Source organism: Paenibacillus sp. GM1FR (genome assembly GCF_002803315.1).
Classification (GTDB): domain Bacteria; phylum Bacillota; class Bacilli; order Paenibacillales; family Paenibacillaceae; genus Paenibacillus; species Paenibacillus amylolyticus.
Genome location: NZ_MKZL01000022.1, coordinates 39,380 through 57,954, shown reverse-complemented (window position 1 = coordinate 57,954; position 18,575 = coordinate 39,380). Strand labels below are relative to the sequence as shown.

Here is an 18,575-nt window from a genome sequence, read left to right as displayed (position 1 = left end):
TCCGTTCTTCTAAGTCTTAACGTTTCGGTTGTTGACGCTCGTTCAAGATGCTCAAGAAAGATTGAGCAAAACGAAGCGATTGTTGTACGTTTGGATCTTTAAGCATTTTCAGCATAGCGAACAAGCCAACTGAAGTTTGCTCTGTTTGCGCACGGTCATTGGCTTCGATGGCAGCAGAAGCTACACCTTTAGCTTTGTCTACAACAGGCTTAGCGAACTCGCCCATTGCGCTCATTGTGTCGCTGATCAGAACTTTGTCTGTTGCTACACTTTGTGCAAAGTCATAAGCTTTTGTCATAGCAGTAACCATTTCAGCCAATTTAGGCAGGTTCTCCACCAGAACGGTTAAAGACTCCTGTACCTCAGGCTTCATCAGTTGATCCAGAACGTCCAAGGACTGGCGCTCGGAAACGTTGGCACCTTCTGTAACTGGCACCTCTTGTTGAGTAGGCGATTGTGACATAAGAGAAAGTCCTCCTTTACTTTGGGATAGAAGTCCGCGACTTTCATGATGCCTGTCAAGCAGAGCCGAACCACAAAATACATCGAATACATTTAAATGTACCAAATTTCACACAATAGGATGAGCGTAGCTCAGGGCCACTCCCATATCATGCATTGTATCTTGGATCTATTGCGGACAACATGTGTTGACGCACAAAACGACAAGCAGGCCGAAACCGAACTCTATACCCTTATATTACACCTCTTACACATGAACATGAAAAAGAAATTTTTTACACTTGTGAAGATATTGTGAACATTGTAACAAAATCGATTTTTTTGTCAACCCATGAAGGCAAGCTAACCCCGCCGATCCTCCTGTCCAAGATCCGTATTCCTACCACATGTGGTATTAAGACAAGATCACATATGACCAGATGTGCGATATGTACACAAGGAAGGATTTGTTTATCCAAATGTTCAGGAATTGTTTTCCAATATCACAATTTTCATGCAACGAAATTGGTCACTGTCGTTATTATGCAGCGTTGGGCTCAGCCTTATTCCAACATTGAGACATCTTTTCTATTTCAAGTATGAACCTCTTGCGTCACGAATGCAAAAAAAAGACAGAAAGAAGGCCTGACGGATCGCCCTGCCTCCTGATACTCGTTTTCACTTTATGCCCGATCTGATCGGTACAATTAGGTCAAACCATAACTATTTCTGGGGAATACTGATCCATTTCTTCAAGCAATGCTTTTATTGCAACGACGGCGGCTCGCTCCAATTCCTCCACTTCCAGCAGTATCGAGATGGCCTGATCCGCATGAAGCTTCTCATTAGGCAGTCCTCCATCTGGAAAAGGAAATAATTCTGCGAGTGTATTTAACTTTTGGGACATGTTTCGATATAACTCTTCTGCCTGAAGACAGAATGAAATCAAGTTGGAATAGCTGGCAATCGAAGCCCACTTTAGTGAAAGTTCTTTGAAAAACTCGCTTGCATAACGTCTTGCATCCCACAAAACCGCAATGTTATAAGCGTGACCGTTCGGTTCTACCCGTCTGTATTCTAGGGCTTCTCTCCAGACTGCATAGGCATCCACACCACTGACTGTGTTCGGCAAGGTATACGGGTCCTCTCCACGATAATGAGCCAACGCAGCTGTCAGTGCCGCGTGCAAGTTCATTTCTCGTATCATGCCATCTGATTCCGCTGCCAGTACAAATACTTCCTGATTCACGCCCCGGCCTACATGATCATAGGGAATTGTTCCTGATTTAATGAAATCGGTACCGTATAGGGTCCGGGCTGCATCATCATAGCCATAGATCAACCCGAATTCGGGAATATTCAGGTCCCACACGACGGCCGGAATTCCCCGATGAATGGCGTAACGTACCAGGGAGAGGGCCTGAACAAGTCTTGGATTAAGCAACCTTTTCCCCTTCGCTTTCTCCTCTAGCATCGAAGGATTGACCAGATTGGCATTGAGTCCCGCTTCGCTCGCCAAAGCCTCAACCGCATGGGAACGATAACCCATATGTTGCAATCCTCTTGTAAGCACCTCTTTGAAGTTATAGGCGGTAGGGCCAGCAATATGTATGTCCTGAGGCAGGATGGTCAAACGAAAAGAAAGTCCACTCATCCCCATAACCATGGGGAGAGACGGAGATGGACCGATATAACCTAACATCTCGTGAATGGATGCTGCTGCCGAGTTCCAGGTTTGGGGAGTCCGAAACGAAAGGGGTTCCTCCAGAGTCACTCGATTTTGCCCGAGTGAATTCCACTCGGCCAGCATTTCTTCTACAGATAAATGAATATGAAGCTGAGACACTTTTTTACGTGAACGGGACAGAATTTGATACACATTGGCACTTGTCAGGTTGAATTTGCAGGCTATTTCTTGCGGTGACAGCTGCTCCATCCAATATGATGTGAAGACCTGTTGTTCTCTTTCATTCAGACAACCCAACAGCCTGTGGAGATTGTTCCTCATTTCCTGCTGAGCAACAGCTTGATACGGATCATAGCCTGTCTCCTGCGATCTCCAATCTGTGTCATTCAAAAGATGATTCAGCGTCATGTCGAGCGAGTCTTGATCGCTCCATGAGGCATCATCGGCTCCAAATCCAAATGCAAAGAACGAAGAAAAATGTTGTTCCCTCTGCTGCTTTTGGCGCTGCATATGTGAGTACGCCTGATTACGTACAATACGCTGCATCCAGGCCATAAAACGCTCAGCATTCTGAAGCTGTCCCATATGAATGAACGCACGAATAAGCCCATCCTGTAAAATGTCTTCTGCGAGATAAGAATCATACGTAAGCGCTCGCACATAACGAAACAATTGCCCACGGTAACGGTGAATCAACTCTCCAAAGGCCTCTGTATCCCCCGTTTGGGCTCGTTGGATAAGCGCGATATCCGGTTCCTTTTGCCGATCCTCTAATATCTCATCTTCCCCTGGCCTGATATGGCGATTGTTAGTTAATCCATCCATGTATATCTCCCTTTCTTATAGCGCCGCTTCACTTTCATTACTCCATCTTCAAACATAGAAGCTTCGATCATGGCTTCCGTCTCCGCGAGTGCCACCATGATTGTCGCAGCAGCCTCCCAGTTCCGAGAGACAAGACGGGATTGGCATTCCCCGAATTGGCGGGATTGTGCGTATTTCAAAGCAGAAAGGTCAGGATGGATTGTGTTAAAAAACAAACCATAATCATGGGCACGACGCGCGCCTACTGGCAGAGCAAAATACACATAATGAGCCCACTCATTACCATCGATTGCTCCAGCACGAACCTGTTCCGCCTTATGCAGAATGGCTGAAGCTCCGGTTCGTCCTTCCCGTGCAGCAATATCATGGGTCTGTTCTGTAAGGGTTGATTTGAACCAAGTGAAAGCCCGGCGGTTAATCTCCTCCAGATCAGGATGTTCAATGCGTTCAGGACTCCACCATCGTCGATACACACCACTACTCCATGGGAATTCAGACTTCCATGCTTCCTCAAGTTTATCCAGTGTCAGGAAGACATTCGGAAATCCAGCCGGGTCATGCAGACATATTTCATCGCCCATCATATTGAGCGCAACTACATAATGATCGCAACCACCCAGGTTGGGAGAGTTGGGATTGTAGACGAGTTTGCCCATATCCAGCGGCCCCATCATCACAGGGCCCTGCTTCAAAGCCTCTCTTAGCTCATCTACAGGCATCTCTGTACCCCGTGCTTGCACACTTTCGCGCACACTAAATCCCAGAATGCTCATCGCCTTGCTGATGGCCAGATCAGGACTGGAGGTACAGTTATCAAAAAAAAGCATATCTTCCTGCGTTCGAAAGGCCCCTAGTGAAAAGCCACCGATGGTTTCAAGCAGACCGGGATCTATCTTTTCTCCAATGGACGACAGCAGCATTGAAGCTGAATTGGCGTAACAATACGCACCATTTCCAATATAATTGCTCATATCATAACATCCTCTCATTCCTTTAATGAAGCACGCGATTAAGCAATGCCTATACTTATACTGACTCTTCGTACAGATCATTTCTGACAGAATATCCAGAACAAATTTCTGACCGCCACGAAATAGCGAACGTTTAGAATGCGGACATCCCGGTTAATAAGGACTACACCAGAAACGAAGGAGATGTTCGATATGAGTAATTCAACTGGCGACAAAATCAAAGCAGGCGTAAATAAAGCCAAAGGCGAAGTGAAGGATCAGATCGGTAATGCAACCAACAACAGATCCCTTCAGGCTGAGGGCAAAAAAGACAAAGCCAAAGGTGCTGTACAGGATAAAATTGCCGACCTTAAAAAAGATCATCACTAGATCCTTTTAATGTGAGGTCCAACAGCACGAACATTTCGTGCAATAGATTATTTTAAAATAGCCTGACCGTCCGTGTTCGGAAGCTATCCGAAAATGAGACGGAGGCGCAAAAAAGCCAAGGAAGGTGTTACTCAATACACCCTTCCCTGGCTTTTTTTGTGCATTTTATACTGCTGGAACTGCGTATCTTGCCATATCGATAATGAAACTGCGCGTTTCCCTTGTTGTATGGTATTCACGGCTGAACTGTCTGACCCATTCGGGATGTTCCTGATACCAACGGAAGGTTTTTTCCAATCCCTTTTCCAACGTGGTTTGCGGTAACCAACCCAATTCCGCTCGCAATCTGCCTGAATGTACGACCAGACTCGACCCTCTGGACTGGGTTGGTTCTTGCTCCCGGATCTCTACAGCAGCAACGGATCGATCCATTGGTTTCAATATCTCCCCGATCTCCTGCATGGTTGTTCCAAGCCCTGTTGATATGTTGTAGACCTGTCCGTCTTTGCCTTTCAGCATGATCTGTTCAATGGCCCGGAGGGCATCATCTACATACAAGAAATCACGCACTGCCGATCCCTGAATATCCAGAGGCAGTCCGTCCAACATCCGACCAAAATTTCGGGGAATAATACGGTCTGGCAACTGCCATGGACCATAGAGGTTGGTCAAACGAAAGAGTTTGACTGGAAGCTGGTAACATTGAGCATAGGAGTGAGCCAGCATTTCACACGCGACTTTGGACGCGGAATAAGGAGAGACGGGTGCATACGGATCTGATTCGTGATAGACTCTGCCCCAATCGCCGCCATACACTTCAACGGATGAAGCCAGCAAGACTGGAATGTGATGTTCCGTAGCATATTGCAGGATAGCCTGTGTGCTAAGTGTATTATTGCGGAAAACTTCCCCTGGCTGATGATACGAATAATCCACGTGTGGCATGGCCGCCAGATGGATTATGTAATCTGTTCCTGGAGGTAGATGAATCCGGTCCGCTGCAAGGTCACAACAGATGAACGGCATCTCGTGCAGAGGAGAGATATGAACCAGCCTCTGACAGTAATCATCCCGATCCAGAAGGGTAATTCGATGCCCCTTTTGCGCCAAATACTGTGAAAGATTAAATCCCACAAATCCAGAAGCCCCTGTAATCACAATGTTCACACACGATTCCCCCTTGCGATTTATACAACGAGTGCATTGAAGAGAGTTTATGTACTGAGTATACCCTTAAAATGATACATTTTGTATCATTTTACAATTGTTTTTTGTTCGTCCTTGAGGTTATCGGGTAATTTATAGTGAGGTGATGTGAGATGAATGAACGGAAAAAGGACATAGAGACGTTATTCCTTCAGGATGACGGTGTAATTCCCAATCATCCGACCCTGCCTGTGCTTTTGTATAAGAATGTATGGGCTGAAGAGGCCCTTCACGCAGAATCGTTGCTGAACCGTAACGGATGGGGAAATAGCTGGTTGAATGGTGTGTTCAACTATCATCATTATCATAGTAATGCTCATGAGGCTCTTGCTGTGGTGAGTGGATTCGTGAAACTGATTTTAGGCGGAGAAAACGGTCAGAAAGTTTACCTTCAAACAGGCGACGTTGTCGTGCTTCCCGCTGGAACAGGGCATAAACGTCTGGAGTCCAGCACTGATTTTCGTATTGCCGGAGCTTATCCGGGCGGCATGAGTTACAACACACGCACAGGTGAGGAAGGCGACCGTGCCAAGGCTCTTCAGGAAATCCGAGAGGTTCCGATCCCGGTTACCGATCCGGTCTATGGACAGCACGGACCGCTACTAGAAATCTGGAATGGGAAGAAATCATAATACAAATGAAGATCATAAAGATGAATGTTATTGGACAATGCACTAGCGAAGCTGGTTCGGTACTTAACGAGAAAAAATAGACTGTTCCCCGGAAAAGTAGGAGTTACTCACCGATGGAACAGTCTATTTAAGTGTTAAATCTGAACAGCTGGTATCGGGAACACTTCGTGATCATCTTACTATATGGGCAAGGAACTGCTCAAATTTTCCGTCTTATTTCAAACTTCGCGATCTCGTCGCTTGTTTTTCTATCCGTGCGTTTCAGCCTTAGTCCCCTTCAGCGCTCGGCAAGCCGAATACTGTAATACCTCATTGCAAGTGGCTTTCCATCCATTTCAAGTTGGCCTTGCAGCACCAGTTGTCGTAGACGGTACTCCACGAACGCATCACTTATATGCTGGCTACTTGTACCAATCACTTCACCCACAATACGAGCTGCTCGGATATACTTGCCTGGCTCCCAGTTCGGTGTCAGTTCCCTCACCTTCTGCATAATGTACTCGTCCAACGCATCTTCAGTTAAGCTCCGAATCACGCCATTCTCCATCATACGTAATAGCCCAGGCTGTACCGAAAGTTCCAGCCAATCCTGTTCCAGTTGGCGGCGTTCTCCCTTGGACAGCGGCTCTTGCTCAGAGCAGACGTGCCACATCGCCAGAAGCTTTTCCGGAAGAATCTCGCCTGTGTGGAGCACATCGTATTGAACGTCAGGTCTATCAAATAATTGCTTATATAAGCCACTCGTTTCGATAAGATATATGGGACTCTCGCTGTTCCGCAATAGATACATGGCGTAGAGCAGTCCCGTCTTCTCCCGTGCATTATTCGCATACCAGATAATGATCGACGTCTTGGAATCAAAGGACTGTATTGTGGCGTTGAGCTCAAATAATGATTCCAGTTCATGCATGCCATATGCCTCACGGTCATTGAGACACATTCGTTCGGTCAGCCAGAGATGCCTGCGTTGCAAGTCTGCACGCCGGGTCAGATTACCCAACGGCCCTACCGCATAATTATCATCTATAGAGAAAAAACTCCGTTTTTCCTGATCAGGTAATGTACTCATTCCCATTTTCAGACTACTTAGAGGTGATTCTCCAAACGTAATATGAATTTCATTTGGCTTGTCGATCTCGGCAAGAGCTTGTTGTTCCAGACGACCCAGATCAAATGGGGTATCCATATTCCGAAACAGTGACTGTACCGCTTCCGCAAAATCCACCTTTTCGCCTTGCTCTTCCTGCCGCTTGACCACATGTCCTGACTTCATATAGAGCAAACGCAGTACTGAACGAAGTTCATCTTCACTCATACGATTTATCGTTCGGCTGAATGCATAGATATTATCATTCATGCTAGGTCCTCCTTCGAGCTAACGAGATTACTGACATCCTATATCTGCTCACTGATAATTCTTTTAAGAGGAAATCGATTTTCCAGTTGGTTGATTCAGATCATGCAGATCTTCTCCATCTGACGATGACCGGGTAAAGTGTCGCTCCAGTTTGCGGCTTGCCCACAGGGATACCGCAATAAACAGCAATACGCCTACCCAACGTACAGGGTGCTCCAGAAATTGTTCCACATTGGAACCGATATACGTAACTGAGAAGATCATTATCGCTTTGCCACAACCCACCGCAAGCAGGAAGGATAACAATCGCATTCGCGCGATACCTGCCGCCACATTAATAATGACAAACGGACCTACCGGGAAGATACTCAGCAGAAAAACATAACTGAATGCATTCCTTCGAATCCATACCATGCTGCGTTGCACACGAGGTTTGCGTGCCCATCGCTCTACAAAAGCGGATTTCCCAATCTCCCGTACGATCAGGAATGTAACAGTGCAACCGAGGACCATGCCGATCCATGAATATAAAAACCCTGCCCACAGACCGTATACCGCACCGTTCACGCCCACAATCAACAGCGTTGGAAGTGGCGGTACAAATGATTTCATAAACGTAAGCAAAATTCCCGGTAACGGGCCCAGAGAGCGAAACTTCTCCAGCCAGAAACGAATATTTTCTTCCGTAATATATGACATAATGTCCAATGCTGCCGGGGTCATCTGCATCCATCCAATCTATACAGTCTAAGTTCTCAGGTTTGATGTTCACTATACATTTCATCATTCATATGGATGATGAAGCTTCTTTAGTAACTCCCTCCCAGTATAACGTACATCTTCGATGAACACCGTTGTCAATTTGAAGAAATTATTGCACGGCAAACTCACTTCCCACTCAAATCACAATTAAATCAAAAAAGCACACCTAGACCCCTGTGGTCTTGGTGTGCTCTTCATATCGAAACCCCGATCCATCTTCGGGGGCATATTATCCTTCTTCCAGCTGCGCTTCCTGCATGGCCAGTTCAATCAATTCTGCCTGATGGGCAGCATTCCATTCGGGAATACCGGAACGCATGAACTCTTCGGCATCCATCGCTGCTTTGGACTGGTTGCACAGATTACAGGCGCAGACACAGTTGAGCGGAGTGGTATGTCCACCTTTGGCACGCGGCAGCAGATGGTCAATCGTATCTCCATACGATCCACAGAAGTAACAGGTGTAGTGATCCCGGGTCAAAATATACCGTTTGAAATCCTTGTTGCTGAACAATCGGCGAATCGTGTACCGATTGACCACCACAGCGGCTTTTTCCTTCACCAGCGTGACCGCAAGCTCCATGTCCACTTCCTGATGCCAGCGTCTGCCTTTGTCCGTCTTACCTCTCATCCGTACCATGCCTTGCCGGTTGGTCCGGAGCGAAGCCGGATCTTCCGGGTCGATGGCTACCGGGGCCGACGGGGTCTGGCGGCGGGGACGGCCATCCGTGCCAGCCCCGTGACTACGGCTGGCGTGCGCGGGTCGCTGCCCGGATGCAACGCGGGCAGCGTCTTCGCCGCTCGCCTTGGGCGCACGCTCCTTGCGCGTCTGGCGCGGCTTGGACCCTGGCGAGCCAGGCTGGCGCACGGGCGCAGGAGGCCCTGCCTCCGCAGCGGCCCCCGGCGCTTGCCCGGGCTCGCGCCCGGTGGCGGCAGGCTGTGCCTCCGCCGCCGAAGGTGCAGCGACCGTGGTGGCATCGCCACGGTCGCTCAGTGCCGGCGCATGGGCCTCAGCAGCTACGCTGCGGGCCTGCCCTGCGCCGGGCGCGAGCGCGGCAGCACGCTTGCGGCGCCGCTTGCGCTTGCGTTTGGCTGCGGTCGGTTGATCCGCAGCCATGGGCTCTGCTGCCGGGCCTTGCGGCTCAGCCGGCAGCAGAGCCTGGTGGGCCGCCGCAGTCTGCTCGGCGGCCTGCACTGCAGCGGCTGCTCGCGCGCCAGCCCGCTGTGCACTGCCTTTTTCATTCGCAGCAGCATGCCCCTGCGAATGCCCTTCTTCCCCACGCCAGTGCTCACCTGGCTGTGGCTCATCTCCTACCTCACCCGCCAAACCATCATGCTCCAGACTCGTCTCTCTCAGCTCATTGCCCGTTATGCTCTCTGAACGCTTGCTCTTCCTCCGTCTTCTCCTCTTCTTCCGAATACCTGAAGAAGAGGGTGAAGAGGGTGAAGAAGTCACCAAGTCAGCGCGTTCATCGTCATTCGAAGATGACGAGTCTTCTGACGGTTGAGACAACAGACTTCTGTCAGACTCAGACACCGTAGCTGATCCCTGCTCCATACCATGGGAGATACGACCTGCCTCATTTCTTGCAGATGCAAAGGGTCTGGCAGTAACAGCACGTGTCTCCAAGCCATCCCGTTGATGCTCGATCCGTTCATTCGTTCGTCCGCTCACGCTTGAACCTGACTCGTGGTCAGCCTGTCCACCAAGCTGGCGACAGCTGCGGCAGGCTCCACGCCTGGCTCCGGGACCTGCCCGCTTTCCGGTTCTGCGCCGGAATTCGGACATCGGCCGCTGTTGTCCGCAATACATACACGTTTTGCTCAGTCGCGCTTCTTGTTCCGTCTTTCCTTGCCGGAAAGGGGCTGGACCCGTCTCCATGTTGTCACCTCGGTTCCGTATGAATCCGGTTTCTTTCTATTGTATCACATCTGCTCGTGAACACCCTCATGGCCATAGGCCTGATAATCTTTTGAGTTGTACTCCTGTGTCTGTTCACTGCATTCGTGAAGAATGTGTTCCACATATTCCAATATATCCTGCATCGGTCTCCCGCATTTTTCGCATGTTGTCATTATATTCACCTTAATCCTGTCATCCATAATGTATTATCGTTCCGCCTTATGATTACCCCTCTTACATGAAAAAGAAACACTCGTTCCCCATATTACACATATCTGCATACATCAAAAAAACCGCTTCCTGCTCTCCCCTAAGGTCGACCAAGAAACGGTTTATTATTCCTGTGTTGGAAATACATCTTATCAAACGTCCAGTTGGCCCGAGTTCTGTTGTGGGACCAGACGTGGTTTGGGTTTTGGCAGATTGCCAAAGATGACCCATGCATATGGAACAAACCTTGCCGTCAATCCAACGACGATCCACGAAGCGATTAGAGCTACACCGAATCCTCCGGCATACCATAGATGCACTAACCACGATACTCCTGTTTGAGGTGGATAATTCCGATACACCAGCAGGAAGAATGGATGAATCAGATAGATGCCAAAGGACAATGCCCCAAGCCGATTCAGCGGCTTGACGATGAGTGACGGCCCTTTGCGATAGAGCAGATAGGCAATCTGGATAAGCACCAGCGCACAAGCAAAGGTATGCACATTCCAGAAGAATTCATACCACAGTGTGTTATACGTTGCGATCTTCAGACGCAGCAGGTAATAGATATACACATGACCAAGCCCAGCAATGATCCATACCGCCCAGAGCAGAATCCATGAAGCTACGCGTCCTTTGGTTGCATTGGCCCGACTGATGACAAACCATTGCTTGATTTTAGGGAAATATACCCCGATAAAAGCACCCAGCATGAAATAGGAGAAGTACGAGAACGCCCAGCTTCCCTTGTTGGGTACCTGGAATCCATATTTATTACTTACGATGAATGCCCATTGAATCAATAGTCCAATCGGAACAGACCATTTCACCACAGAAGGATATTTCTTAAGCAACCATAACACCAATGGGAATAACAGATAAAATTGCATGTTAATAAACACAAAGTACAGATGGGTATAGGCCTTACCTGTAAACAATTTCGTGATAAAACTTACTGCCGATTCGCCGAAAGGTCGGCCCTGATAATGCGTGAAATGCAGCAACACAAAATACATTAATGAAAAAAGGAAATACGGAAGCAAAATATACACAAATCTTTTCTTGTAGAAGTTACTCACGAGTTTCTTATCCAGCGGACGGGAATAATAGTTATAGAACAGTACAAAACTGCTCATAAAAATAAAGGTTGGCGTACCATATTTCATAAAGATATTAATAAAGTTGTACAGCCAGTAGTAGCCTGAACCCGTCATGTCCACCGTTGCATAGGACGTGGAATGCACGCACAGTACGCCGATAATTGCCATGGCACGCACCAGATTCAGTTCTGGAATTCGCTCTCTTTTCAGTGTTTCACTCATGTTTACGTTTCTCCTTAATGTGTTCGTCAATATGTCAGATATGACTTAATACAATAAAGCTCTCTATCTATTAAAAGCCATAATGCTTAAGATGGATAGTCCATTTTCTTAACAATTCCTAAATTTTCAACACATTTCACACTATTTTCATGTCTATATATGTAAAAAAGACCGCGAGTACGCGGTCTGTGGAACATCCTGCTCTCAACCAAATGAATATTGGATCAACCGGATGAGAATGGTAAATTTGGGTTTGGACATGATCACGCCCCTGACTGAGTCTACTTCGCACGACTCGCCAGAATCTGTTTATACACGTCAATAGCTGCCTGTCTCGATGCCTTCAGATCAACAATGGCATCTTTGCGTGGCTGATGGATGTCCTTGCTATGCAGATCCTTCAATTCAGGCAACCACTTGCGAATATAATCACCTTGCGGATCATATTTCTTGGATTGTGTTACCGGATTGTTCACGCGAAAATACGGAGCCGCATTCTCACCAAGCGAGGCACACCATAACCAGTTACCACGGTTTTGAATGTTATCATAGTCACGCAGCTTGCGCCTGAAATAAGCTTCGCCCGAGGTGAATGGGCACTGCAGGTTTTTGATGAGAAACATCGCCGTGAGAATCCGCAGCCGGTTTGGCATATGTCCGGTTTCATTCAGTTCCGTCATCGCTGCATCAATAATCGGAATGCCTGTCTCCGCCTTGCACCACCGTTCAAAGTGATCATCATGGAGAGCCGAGAGATCGTACACCTTTTCATATGTAAAATAGTGACTCTCATAGACCGCTCGATACAGATAGAAGTCGCGGAAGCACAACTGCCTGATCCATTCCCCAGCCTCAGCCGTGCGACTCGCCGCATCATACATTTTGCGAATGGATACAGCTCCCACAGCTACGTAAGAACTGAGATGACTCGGCTCGTACGCCTCATATTCATCCCGATGATCTCCGTATTCAGCAATTCGATCCGACAAAAATTGATCCAACAGCAGATGCGGGTCCTCGTCATTCGAACCACTGCCCTCCAGCAACTCCGGAGGTACCTGCATTGCATCCGGCCATTCAATCTGACGATCACTCACCTTCAACGCTGCAACCGTTGTTGCCGAAGGAGGGTTGGGATGTTCATTCATGAATTCCACCCACCGCCGATGGAAAGCCGCAAATACCTTATATGGCTCCGACTTGCCTGTAAAATTGGCAAATCCATTCAGATCCATCAGCAGATGATCCGTCAGCTGTGTGAACGTAACCTCGTGCGCCTCACTGACTTTGCGTATGGCCCTATCCCGCTCGATTGCATATGGCGTCATGTCCCGATGGACCACAATCTCGTTAATCTCACCTTTGAATTCGTTCAGGATGAATTCAACCACTTCAGCCGGTTTGCCATAAGCAACATGCAATTTTCGATTGGCTTCAAGATACTGTCTGCCTAATTCCGCTGCGTGCTGCCTGAAATTCACACCGCTGTGTTCCTTCTCTCGGCCTTGCCGCAGGAGGAATGAATCATAGATGAGAACATGCACACTCTTTTCTTGGTGTTCCCGCAAATAATCGAATGCGGCCAGATCATCCGTACGCAAATCTTTGCGGTGTATGAATAGCTTCATGCTCACCCTCCTGTCTGAACTTACATTACATACGTTTATTTGTCCGTCAGGTTCTTATATAACCTGCTTGTTTCGGGCTCGGGCTGATACCCCAGATCCTCATTTAATGTCAATGTAAATGAATGATACAAACGAAGTATGCCTTGCTGATCATCCATGGATGCATACACTTCCATCATGAGTCGGCAGATCTCTTCCGAATAAGGCTCCCGTTCCTGTAATATCGTTAATTGCTCAATCGCTTCCTTGCCACGACCATGCTCCATGTCCCATCTCGCGATATCCATAACTAGCGCTGTATACTTGCGTCTGAGTTCCCTTGCTTTGGCCTGTGCCCAATGATAATCATGCTCTTCCAGATAATCGCCACGATAAAGCGGAATCATATGCCTCAAGTCATCGACATTGTCGGATGTGATGACATGGTAAACCATGGATTTTTCAAATTGATCCACATCACTTACCAGATTGCCTGATAACAGACGATAACGGTTCATATTGTACTCCAGCTTGCCTGTCATGTTCCATTCCTTAAGCAGCTTTCGAATCTGGTACACGGAAGTATGTAGATGGGTTAATCCCTTTTCCTGGGAAACATCACCCCATAGCTTATCCAGCAGAATCTCCTTGCTTACCCATTCTTCCCTGTGATGAAACAAAAAAGCAAACAATTCCTGTGATTTGGTTGTGCGCCACTTATGTTTCTTGGCACCCTGATCCAAGCTTCTGTAGATATCCAGATGTTTGAACGTAAGCAGCCCCGGAACTTCAGTATCCAACTCCACAGGTACAGGTTCCGATCCCTGTACCTCGGCGGTGGCTGCAACTTGAGAATTATGCGACATTATGCCCGCGATTCGATCAACGGTTTTGGCCAATCGGGTCGAGCTGACCGGTTTCAGTACATAATCCAGTGCATGCAGCTCAAATGCTTCCACTGCATGGTCCGCATAAGCCGTAACAAAGATAATACGAATACTCTGATCCAATTGCTGTATATATTCAGCCGCTTCCAGGCCATTCATCTCCGGCATTCCAATGTCCAAAAATACAACATCTACACGTTCCTTTGCCAGAAAATGGAGACCATCACGAGCTGTTGAAAAACATTGCACGGGTGTAATTCGTCCGTCCGTTCGTAGTAGTCGCTCCAGATGAAGCTGCGCTGGCTTCTCATCATCGATCACAATGGCTCTCACCGTTCTTTCAGCCTCCTGCCATGAAAGATTCAATAGGAATACCGATTTTATCGGCACCCCCTAGTCTGTTAACCATAATTGCTTCACTTGGCACACTAATTGGAATAATCCACCTTTTGCACGGGGATACGGAATCGGATCTGCGTGCCTTTACCCACATGGCTATGAATCTCCAGCCCCTGACCATAGAGAGACATCAGACGACGGTTTATATTTTGCAGCCCCACACCTCCCGGACCTTCGGTACGCCCAGACTTGACCTGAGCCATACGCTCAGGAGGGATACCTACACCATCATCCTGGACCTGTACGACTACATGCTCGCTCTCTTGGAAAATCCTAAGATGAACTGTCCCGCCGGCTGCCCGCTCCATCACGCCGTGGCGAATGGCGTTCTCCACAAGAGGCTGAATACTGAGAGGTGGCAGATACAGAAGTACGTCCGATTCCACCTCATACTCAACCACCAGTCTTTCCTCAAATCTCGCCTGTTCCAGATGCACATAAGACTCCACCAATTCCAGCTCTTTGGTCAAAGGAACAAGCTGCTCCCTGTTCTGGAAGTCAAAACTTCCGCGCAGGTAATGACTCAATTCAATCAGCAGATCGGTTGCTTTGTCCGGATTCACTGCACAGGTTGCGATAATAACATTGAGTGCATTATATAGAAAGTGTGGCTTGATCTGGGCCTGCAAAAAGGCCATTTCGGTCCGAATAGCCTCCTGCACAGAACTCCGCATCTCAATTAACGTCCGAACTCTGGCGCGCAATTCACCGGCATCCACCGGTTTGCTCAGGAAGTCATTGGCTCCCGCTTGGAATCCGTGTTTGATATCCTCAGGCAACCCACGGGCGGTCAGCATCAGAATCGGTAACTCAGACAAGGAACTGTGCTCGCGCAGTTTGCGACATAACTCAAGTCCGGACATCTTAGGCATCATCCAGTCCGTAATAACAAGATCAATGGACGGGAACTCCTCACGGAGTTTCAATGCAGTGGACCCGCTGTCCGCTGCAATCACACGATACCGCTCCGTCGATAACAGATTAAGCAATACCTGTCGATTCACGGGATCATCGTCTACAATCAGAATCGTATGCTCCGCTTCCGTAAGATCATCCTGCTCATCTGACTCTCTTGTCACAAGCTCCTTCGCCCCTGCCCCCTGTGCAGCAACATATCGGGCGGCAGCTGGTTTCGAATGAGTTTGCAAAAGTGGCATCTTCATAACAGGCAGGGTGAAATGAAAGGTCGAACCTTGCCCCGGCTCCGATTCAACCCAGATCTCACCACCGCCAAGCTCAACGAGTTTTCGCGTAATACTCAGACCCAGTCCGGTTCCATTATTCAATCGCTCAATCGTGCCGTTACTCTGCTCATACGCCTGGAAGATATCCTCCTGTTTGTCCAAGGCAATGCCTACCCCTGTATCAGCGACCGATACCTTCACCCAGTCCCCTTCAACGCTGGCGTACAATCGAATCTCACCCTGCTCAGTGTACTTATAGGCGTTACCCAGCAAGTTATACAGAACTTGCCTTAGGCGATCTTCGTCTGCCTCAACAAGTGGTAAGGACTGGGGCCATTGTTGAATCAATATAACCGGCTTGTCCTCAAACGTGAAACCCGAGACTTCAACCACAGTACGAGCAACGGATTCCAGATCAACAGCTACCCGTTTTAACTCGATCTCACTATTTTTTAATTTGGCAAAATCCAAAATATCGTTAACCAGCAGTGAAAGGCGTTTGCCAGTTGAAGTAATCATGGAGAGATTTTTGGCTTGCTTGGGCGTGACTGCTCCAGCCGCCCCTTCCAGCATGGATTGCGCAATATTAATGATGCCATGCAGGGGAGTTCGCAGCTCATGAGACGTATTCGCCATGAACTCGTCCTTCAGGCTGTCGATGGCCAGCAAACGCTCCGACAGGGCTTCCACGTCTCGGAATGATTGTGCAAAGCGGATTGCGGTCACAATCATCTGGGCAAATACAAATAATAAAAGTTCAATCAGCGCAAAGAACGCTGTGTCTAGGGTAGTGAACGCACCAAGCGTATATAACACAACAACCATGAGTATGCTCATCATACTCACCAGTGCAAAGTGGCTGTCATTCGGCCGTCCTTTCAACCAATAGAAAATGGCTCGCAGCGTATATAACATGACAACAAGTGAGATCAGTAACATGGGAAGCTCAAGAGACGAGAAAAGCGTTGGAGGAAGCGTAAGACCCACAATAGTCTGGGTAACGATTAGCACGACAGCCAGACGAACAAACCACTGATGAACTGCTCCTGGTACACGGGCATCCATATACCGAAGCAAAAAATAATAGGCAAAGGCTGAACTAAGGAGCTGAATCCGAAGTATCTCATTATTGGTCAGGAACGGTACAAACGTACCCAGTAACTTCTCCCCATGTGTCAGAGCGTACACCGCACCAGAAAGGCTGAATAATCCGAGAAAACGAAGCTCCTTCTCCGTACGTCGTAATCTGAACAGAAGTAGAAAAAAGGCGGCTGGCAAGATAAAACCGAATAAGGCCATCAGATCCTTGAGCCAACCTTGTTGCTGGCTTTTCAGAATACTATGCTCGTCTCCAAACAAAATGGGCGCTACAATGCCCCCAGACGAGTAACTATAATTTGATACTTGAATGATAATGTCAGCCGTATTGCCCTCAATGGACGTGAATCCTGTAAAGGGCAGATTTAATTGTATATCTGTTGCCCTAGTCTTTCCTGGCAGGCCTTTGCCACCAATCTCTTTCCCATCGATAAATACCCGGTGGGCCATGCGTATATTCTGTGTGCGTATACCATAATCATTTTTCATCGTCCGGGGTGTAAGCTGAACTTGCAAATGATAGGTTCCATACCCATGGGCCTGCCCCAAAGATTTGTTCCATCGGGCAGGAACTTGAGTGCCCGACGAAGCCGGCAAAGGCTTGCGACCGGATACACTTGCTTCAATATCTGCCGGGCTCAGCAACTGCCCAGGGTAGAAATCCCAGACACCCTTTAGAGACGCTGCACCCTTGCGATCAAAGTCCCATTGGGTCAGGTCAATTTTCCCATCTGTAGCCTGGGGGTTAATCCGCTCGCTAATTAACGTCTGGGCGATCCAACCCAGTGGAACAATGACAATACATATGAAGCTTATGGTCAGCATAATCCAGTGTTTTCTCATCTATGTATTCCTTCCATCCACAATGGCGAGAGACGTCTAATTCTGTCGATTTATCACTATAATTCATGTTACACGTTTCTGGTGCTCACGGAAATAGTTTCCGTATCATAATCGGTCAAATTCGTTATAATTTGAAGGATCTCTATCTGTTTCCGTCAGCTCTTGGTACACCAAGGAACCCCATGCCGAATTTCACCGGAATGAACGGGCGAAATGGCCTGGGGTTGATTGAATGAAGATTTATTTAACAACTTGGGCAAGCTTCTGAACGATTCCGGCCCATCCCTGTTCCATACGTTCGCGTACGATAGCGTGGGCCTGTCCAAACTCGGTCAGTTTATCCGCATCCCAACCGCTGTGAATCAGTGTGAAATCCGTACCTTCGGGCTGTTCATTCAGTTCGAACGTCAACGTCCAGTCCTTCCCCCAGCGGAATGACAGCTTGTGCAGCGGAAGAACTTCCGTCACCTGACATGGTGATTGGCCGAAGGGGCCTGCTTCCAATATAAACTCGTGACCTTCCACGGGTTCCAGATTGCCTGGCATGAACCAGGTTCTCAGTCCCTGCTCGGTCGAGACCATCTCCCACACTTTCTCTACAGGTGCATGGAGCATAAGTTCCTGCCGGATATCTGGCAGTGCACTTGATGAACTTGATGATGAATCCATTCGAATCACCTCCTTATACATTTCATTTCGTATAACTACCCGAATAGAAGTTGACCTCCGCTTTATCCCCACCCTATAATTGGAACATATTACATAAAAGGTGCGTGATTCCTATGATAGTCTGCTCTGAAAATTCCAATTCCAACCGTTGTCGGAAGGGATAATCCTGCTCACTCCCCTTCCACGTTTTCATTTTAATA

Annotated in this window: 14 protein-coding genes; 2 read left to right on the top strand and 12 right to left on the bottom strand. The window is 48.0% G+C overall.

What is annotated here, in order from left to right; translation table 11 throughout:
* Positions 1 to 16: 16 nt before the first annotated feature.
* The 3 genes from PAEAM_RS15920 to PAEAM_RS15910 all read right to left on the bottom strand — a co-directional run bounded on the left by PAEAM_RS15920 (position 17) and on the right by PAEAM_RS15910 (position 3,924).
* The gene (locus PAEAM_RS15920) at positions 17 to 463 is read right to left on the bottom strand and encodes a DUF1641 domain-containing protein (RefSeq protein WP_017691658.1); all 447 of its coding nucleotides are present in this window, start codon (positions 461 to 463) and stop codon (positions 17 to 19) included.
* Positions 464 to 1,153: 690 nt separating this feature from the next.
* Positions 1,154 to 2,953, bottom strand: a complete 1,800-nt coding sequence (locus PAEAM_RS15915; RefSeq protein WP_100528214.1) for an RNA polymerase sigma factor — start codon at positions 2,951 to 2,953, stop codon at positions 1,154 to 1,156.
* On the bottom strand, positions 2,941 to 3,924 hold the full coding sequence (locus PAEAM_RS15910; protein ID WP_100528213.1) for a hypothetical protein: 984 nt from the start codon (positions 3,922 to 3,924) through the stop codon (positions 2,941 to 2,943). Before PAEAM_RS15910 ends, PAEAM_RS15915 begins: the two co-directional genes overlap by 13 nt.
* Before the next feature lie 192 nt (positions 3,925 to 4,116).
* Here PAEAM_RS15910 and PAEAM_RS15905 point away from each other — a divergent pair, with 192 nt between their 5' ends.
* The gene (locus tag PAEAM_RS15905; protein WP_100528212.1) at positions 4,117 to 4,293 is read left to right on the top strand and encodes a CsbD family protein; all 177 of its coding nucleotides are present in this window, start codon (positions 4,117 to 4,119) and stop codon (positions 4,291 to 4,293) included.
* Between the two features lie 165 nt (positions 4,294 to 4,458).
* On the opposite strand, the gene PAEAM_RS15900 is transcribed toward PAEAM_RS15905, so the two are convergent.
* A complete protein-coding gene (locus PAEAM_RS15900) occupies positions 4,459 to 5,460 on the bottom strand; it encodes an NAD-dependent epimerase/dehydratase family protein (protein ID WP_207765576.1) in 1,002 nt (333 codons plus the stop codon).
* A gap of 152 nt (positions 5,461 to 5,612) precedes the next feature.
* Between PAEAM_RS15900 and PAEAM_RS15895 the strand changes: the two genes are divergently transcribed.
* On the top strand, positions 5,613 to 6,131 hold the full coding sequence (locus tag PAEAM_RS15895) for a cupin domain-containing protein (RefSeq protein WP_100528211.1): 519 nt from the start codon (positions 5,613 to 5,615) through the stop codon (positions 6,129 to 6,131).
* Between the two features lie 277 nt (positions 6,132 to 6,408).
* Here the strand turns inward: PAEAM_RS15895 and PAEAM_RS15890 are convergent, their stop codons facing one another.
* From PAEAM_RS15890 to PAEAM_RS15855, 8 genes are all read right to left on the bottom strand, one after another.
* Positions 6,409 to 7,488, bottom strand: a complete 1,080-nt coding sequence (locus PAEAM_RS15890) for a DUF1835 domain-containing protein (protein WP_100528210.1) — start codon at positions 7,486 to 7,488, stop codon at positions 6,409 to 6,411.
* Between the two features lie 63 nt (positions 7,489 to 7,551).
* The gene (locus PAEAM_RS15885; protein WP_240662165.1) at positions 7,552 to 8,187 is read right to left on the bottom strand and encodes a TVP38/TMEM64 family protein; all 636 of its coding nucleotides are present in this window, start codon (positions 8,185 to 8,187) and stop codon (positions 7,552 to 7,554) included.
* A 292-nt stretch (positions 8,188 to 8,479) separates the two neighbouring features.
* Positions 8,480 to 10,132 (bottom strand): HNH endonuclease, encoded by a 1,653-nt coding sequence (locus PAEAM_RS32735; protein WP_481856113.1) that lies wholly within the window; start codon positions 10,130 to 10,132, stop codon positions 8,480 to 8,482.
* A 383-nt stretch (positions 10,133 to 10,515) separates the two neighbouring features.
* Entirely contained in the window at positions 10,516 to 11,688 is a 1,173-nt protein-coding gene (locus PAEAM_RS15875) for an acyltransferase (protein WP_100528208.1), read from the bottom strand.
* Between the two features lie 281 nt (positions 11,689 to 11,969).
* Complete coding sequence (locus PAEAM_RS15870; RefSeq protein ID WP_100528207.1) at positions 11,970 to 13,316, bottom strand: cryptochrome/photolyase family protein; 1,347 nt, start codon at positions 13,314 to 13,316, stop codon at positions 11,970 to 11,972.
* A 35-nt stretch (positions 13,317 to 13,351) separates the two neighbouring features.
* A complete protein-coding gene (locus tag PAEAM_RS15865; RefSeq protein ID WP_243391378.1) occupies positions 13,352 to 14,548 on the bottom strand; it encodes a response regulator in 1,197 nt (398 codons plus the stop codon).
* A 62-nt stretch (positions 14,549 to 14,610) separates the two neighbouring features.
* Positions 14,611 to 17,706 (bottom strand): ATP-binding protein, encoded by a 3,096-nt coding sequence (locus PAEAM_RS15860; protein ID WP_100528205.1) that lies wholly within the window; start codon positions 17,704 to 17,706, stop codon positions 14,611 to 14,613.
* A 240-nt stretch (positions 17,707 to 17,946) separates the two neighbouring features.
* Positions 17,947 to 18,375, bottom strand: a complete 429-nt coding sequence (locus PAEAM_RS15855) for an SRPBCC family protein (RefSeq protein ID WP_100528204.1) — start codon at positions 18,373 to 18,375, stop codon at positions 17,947 to 17,949.
* Positions 18,376 to 18,575 lie beyond the last annotated feature (200 nt).